This is a genomic window from Pseudomonadota bacterium, assembly GCA_030859565.1.
Taxonomy (GTDB): Bacteria; Pseudomonadota; Gammaproteobacteria; order JACCXJ01; family JACCXJ01; genus USCg-Taylor.
Genome location: JALZJW010000214.1, coordinates 1 through 4,633 on the forward strand (window position 1 = coordinate 1; position 4,633 = coordinate 4,633).

The 4,633-nt window shown below is 60.6% G+C and carries 7 protein-coding genes and 1 pseudogene; 6 read left to right on the forward strand and 2 right to left on the reverse strand.

What is annotated here, in order from left to right:
• The 5 genes and pseudogenes from M3436_19435 to M3436_19455 all read left to right on the forward strand — a co-directional run.
• On the forward strand, positions 1-288 hold a 288-nt coding region (locus M3436_19435), incomplete at its 5' end, for a hypothetical protein (GenBank protein MDQ3566160.1).
• Positions 289-434: 146 nt separating this feature from the next.
• The gene (locus M3436_19440) at positions 435-689 is read left to right on the forward strand and encodes a tachylectin-related carbohydrate-binding protein (GenBank protein ID MDQ3566161.1); all 255 of its coding nucleotides are present in this window, start codon (positions 435-437) and stop codon (positions 687-689) included.
• 105 nt (positions 690-794) lie between these two features.
• Positions 795-983, forward strand: coding sequence for a hypothetical protein (locus tag M3436_19445; protein ID MDQ3566162.1), 189 nt, complete (start codon positions 795-797; stop codon positions 981-983).
• 143 nt (positions 984-1,126) lie between these two features.
• A pseudogene (locus M3436_19450) lies at positions 1,127-1,669 on the forward strand (transposase).
• Between the two features lie 54 nt (positions 1,670-1,723).
• Positions 1,724-1,933, forward strand: coding sequence for a hypothetical protein (locus M3436_19455; GenBank protein ID MDQ3566163.1), 210 nt, complete (start codon positions 1,724-1,726; stop codon positions 1,931-1,933).
• A gap of 189 nt (positions 1,934-2,122) precedes the next feature.
• On the opposite strand, the gene M3436_19460 is transcribed toward M3436_19455, so the two are convergent.
• Positions 2,123-2,842, reverse strand: a complete 720-nt coding sequence (locus tag M3436_19460) for a class I SAM-dependent methyltransferase (protein ID MDQ3566164.1) — start codon at positions 2,840-2,842, stop codon at positions 2,123-2,125.
• The gene (locus M3436_19465; protein ID MDQ3566165.1) at positions 2,839-3,654 is read right to left on the reverse strand and encodes a polysaccharide deacetylase family protein; all 816 of its coding nucleotides are present in this window, start codon (positions 3,652-3,654) and stop codon (positions 2,839-2,841) included. The genes M3436_19460 and M3436_19465 overlap by 4 nt, the downstream gene beginning before the upstream one ends.
• An 89-nt stretch (positions 3,655-3,743) precedes the next feature.
• Here M3436_19465 and M3436_19470 point away from each other — a divergent pair, with 89 nt between their 5' ends.
• The gene (locus tag M3436_19470) at positions 3,744-4,526 is read left to right on the forward strand and encodes a glycosyltransferase family 2 protein (protein ID MDQ3566166.1); all 783 of its coding nucleotides are present in this window, start codon (positions 3,744-3,746) and stop codon (positions 4,524-4,526) included.
• The last annotated feature ends 107 nt before the right edge of the window (positions 4,527-4,633 follow it).

Consider the following 4,633-nt stretch of genomic DNA (forward strand, 5'->3'; position numbering starts at 1 on the left):
GGCAGAAGCACACCCGGCGCGCCAGTCACCGCCGTGCTCACCGCTCAAGACCGCGTCGCGCTGTTCCTGGCCGATCCCAATGGCGGGATCTACACAACCTCGGGCAGTGCCGAAGGCAGCTGGGGGCCATGGACGAGCGTCTCGGAGGGCAGAAGCACACCGGGCGCGCCAGTCACCGCCGTGGTCACCGGTCAGGACCGCGTCGCGCTGTTCCTGGCCGATCCCAATGGCGGGATCTACACAACTCTACCAGGTCCCCAGCTCTCGTCTGAGCCATTTTCTGCATAGTGGGTATCCCCTTGACGCAAGTTGTCCCCTATATATTGCGGTCTAACGATTCCAATTATCATATATGTCGTGGCCTACTTGCGCGACGTGGATAGCCACTTTCTGCATTAGCAACGCCGATTTACACGACAACGGAGAGTGGGGATATGCTTTTCTACAAGCATACGGGCACGGCGGACGGTTCACCCAGTTGGCCTATTCAAGCCAAGAAAATAGGTGCCGGTTGGAATTTCAAGCAGGTCTTTGCTGGTGATAATGGTGCCGTCTACGCCATAACGGAGAGTGAGGATATGCTTTTCTACAAGCATACGGGCACGGCGGACGGTTCACCCAGTTGGCCTGTTCAAGCCAAGAAGATAGGCACCGGCTGGAATTTCAAGCAGGTCTTTGCTGGCCGATAGGTAAAGGCATTACCTAACAAACGCGCTGCACTGGACCACAGCCACGCTACGGCAGTGGAGAACCGTGACTAAGAAATTGAAACGCCAGATTTCGACCCGGTTCAGTTGGACTTGACGCATATGGGCAGCGGCGAGATGCGCATCAAGGGGCAGCGGGACGTACCTCTTGGAAAGCAGAGCGAATCGGTCTTCAACGTGAGTGATTTACCCCTTGCCGACTACGATTGGACCAAGCCAGGTAGCCAGGTAGGGTACGCACTGCGTACCTTAAACGAGGCCAAATCGACCGCATGAACATGAATTCCACGAAAACCTTTCTGGTTTGTGGGCGATGTTCAACACCGGGCAAAATGGGTAACCGGGCGCTTGAAATGGTTACGCGATGCGCCTGGAATTGGTATGCGGTGCGTACCCTACGATGGGATGGATGGTTCGGTATGGCGGATTATCGGCGATGCTATGTTCTGGGCGGGTCGTTTTTCTTCACCGTGGTGACGGAACGGCGGGCAGCGATTTTGCGTAACGACCTTTCTCGGGATTTGTTGCGCGGGGCATTTCGGGCGTGCTGGCAACGCTGGCCGTTCCGGGTGGATGCACTGGTGATGCTGCGCGATCACCTGCACGCCATCTGGACCCTGCCGCCCGACGATACCGATTACTCCAAACGCTGGGGCGCGATCAAAAAATAATTCACCGAATCCTGGCTGGCGCTGGGTGGGCCGGAACAACCGCGAACGGCATCGCGTTCACACTACCGGCGGCGCGGCATCTGGCAACGGCGGTTTTGGGAACATACGCTGCGGGACGAAAGGGACTATGGGCGGCATTTCGATTACCTGCACTATAACCCGGTGAAACACGGGCTCGTGAAATGCGTTAAGGACTGGTCATATTCCACCTTTCACCTGCATGTCAAGAACGGCGTTTATCTGGAGAATTGGGCCGGAGTTCCAGTTGATGGCGAGGATTTTGGCGAATGAGCATACGTAGGATACATTCCATGCATCATTTGGCCAATGTGTGAGGATTAAACGATGACACAAACTACAGTTGATCGAGAAACTTTGAAACAAACGCTCAAAGAGGCTCTGTCCGAGACGCTGCATGAAGAGCGCGAGCTATTGCATGAAGTATTCGTCGAGGTGCTCGAAGACTTCGCGTTGGGCAAAGCAGTACGCGAGGGACTCGAAACACAACCGGCAACTCGCGAGGACATCTTCAATGTTCTCGAAGGCCAGGAGTGAAGACCACCTTCCGTCAGAGTTTTACGCGCGATCTTAAGAAGATTAAGGACAGAGCCGACAAGGGGAGGCTCGCCGCGCAGAGCGGCACGAGCAGCGCTTGGAATACGGCCTCGCGCAGGCCGAGGCCGGCGAGTGCCTATGCAATAGCCATGGACGACAGTTGGGCTTCCGGGCTCATGGCGGGGTCTTTCAGCCGGCGGGGCCGAGCCTAGCGACAAGCAACACATTGGCGAAGGGCGTGCCTCGATTCATCGGCACCGGCTCGATTGTGAAGCCGAGCCGGCAGAGCGACGTTTGCCAGTCTTGCAGGGAGCGGCAGTAAAGTCTGGAAAACCGGTAGCCGCGGGTGAAGCTCACCAGGTGATCGACCCAGTGGGAGATCCTGAACGGCAGGCCGCCGGCGGCGTCCCCCACCCGCATCAGCAGCACGCCCACGGGCATCAGTGCCTCCCGCACCCGCCGTAGCACGTCGTCTTGGGCGGAGTAGTCGATGTAATGCAGTACATCGAGGATGACGATCGCGTCGGACTTGCCGAAGTCCGCGCTGCGCATGTCGGCGAGGACGAATTCCGCCCGCTCGCCGAGCGCCCGGCTGGCCCGCCGCACATCGCGCGGCATTAACTCGACACCCCGATATGCAAACGTCTTTGGGGCCGGTGGCCAGCGTGCCGGCCACTGGCCCGCTTCAAACAGGGCGCGCGCCGCAAGCAGCCATGAAGCCAGCAAGCCCTGGCCGCAGCCGAGATCGAGAATACGTGCGTGGTCCGGGATCAGACCCAGCTCGAGCAGGCCGAGAAATACCGGGTCGCGGCCGAGCTTGCCGCGGGCAAAGTACCAGGCGAAACGGCCGGCGGATCGGTAGGGAACGGCGGCGGTATCAAGCAATGCGCGCCTGAATGCAGTGCTCATTTAATCGCCGAACGAAGGGTGACCGGACGAAGCTTGGCAACGTTGATGGCGTCGAGCAACCGTGGCAAGACATCGAGAATAACCGCATCGCCGCCGGTGGTGCGGGCTGCATTGCCGTCATGGAGCAGCAAGATGTCGCCCCCGTTCAGTCCGCGCAGCAGTCTCGCAGAAACCGATTCCGCATTGCCGTCGAAGGTGTCGAAGCCGCGGCGGGTCCAGCTCACCAGGCGCAGGGCGAGGCGGCAGAGCGCCGGATCGAGCAAGGGGTTGCGCAAGCCTGCGGGAGCGCGGAAGAAGAGGGGGCGCATCCCGGTGATCGCGGCCAAAGTGTCTTGGGCGGCTTTGATTTCTTGGACGAAGCCGCGGAGTCCAAACAGTGCGAAGTCGCGCCGGTGACGCAGGCTATGGTTTTCCACTGCGTGGCCGCGCTGGACGATTTCCCTGCACAGATCAGGGTGGCGCATCGCCCGCTCGCCGATGCAGAAGAAGGTGGCTTTCACGCCGTGCCGGTCGAGCAGGTCGAGAACAGCGGGTGTAACCTTTGGCTCCGGGCCGTCGTCGATGGTAATGGCCATCTCACCCCGCGCCGCGGCTTCGGGCGGTAGTCGCTTCCAGTTCGGCCCCAGTAGACTACTCCGTGGCCACAGTCCAGCGATGGTCAGCATCGCCTGGTCGGTGACGACCGCGCCGGCGGTCCAGGGCCAGGCTTCTGGACGAAGGATCGTTGCCACCACCGCACCGGCGTGCAGAAGCGCGGACGCTTTGATCAGGGGAGCCGGACGCCAGCGGCGGTAGTCGGGTAAAGTCGTCATGGATGATTTGGATCGCCGGGGCCCAGAGTCTCTGGTCAGTTCGTAGGAATGGCCTTACCCTATATGCTGGTGAACACGGTCCTCGCGATATGAACGGCGTCGTTACCGTCATTCCTGCCTACAATGAAGCGCGGACTCTGCGCGCCGTCGTCGTGGGGGTTTTGCGCCATTGCCCCCGGATCATTGTCGTTGACGACGGTTCCACGGACAGCACGGCCGCCAGCGTCGCCGATCTGCCGATCACCCTAGTACGCAATCCGCGCAACCTTGGTAAGGCCGCGAGCCTCTGGGCCGGGATGCGGGCGGCGCTCCGTCACGGGGCGTCGGCAGTGATTACCCTGGACGCCGACGGCCAGCACCGGCCGGAAGATATTCCGCGATTCCTGGCCCTGGCGCAAGCCCACCCGCGGGAGATCATCACCGGCTCGCGCCTCGCGGAGAAGGCCGCCTTTCCTCCTAAGCGCTATATCGCCAACAAGATCGCCAATTTTTGGATCTCGTGGGCCGCCGGTTACGCCGTCGACGACAGCCAGTGCGGTTTCCGCCTGTACCCTGCCGGTCTTCTGCGGCGGTTGGATCTTCGATCCGAAGGCTTTGTGCTGGAAAGCGAGATCTTGATCCAGGGCGCGCAGCAGGGGTGCCTAAGCTTGTTCTTGCCGATTCCGGCCCTCTACGCGGGCAATGCCCGCCCCAGTCATTTCCGCGCGGTCAAAGACATCGCGCTCATTACCCGGATGGTGGCCTGTAGCCTACTTTCCCGCTGGCTCTATCTACCGGGATTATACCGGGGCGTGATCCGGCCGCAAGCGCGGCACCGCAAACGCATCGGCGCGAACGCCGTCCCTAGCACGCGGCTCTTGCGTGACGCGTGAGCAGCGAAAGCCACGGAGTATTAGGGAAACTCTGAATAAGTGTTTATGAGCACGCCCAGCTGCGCGAAGCCGCGCAGCGAGACGCGAGACATATCACACGATAGGCG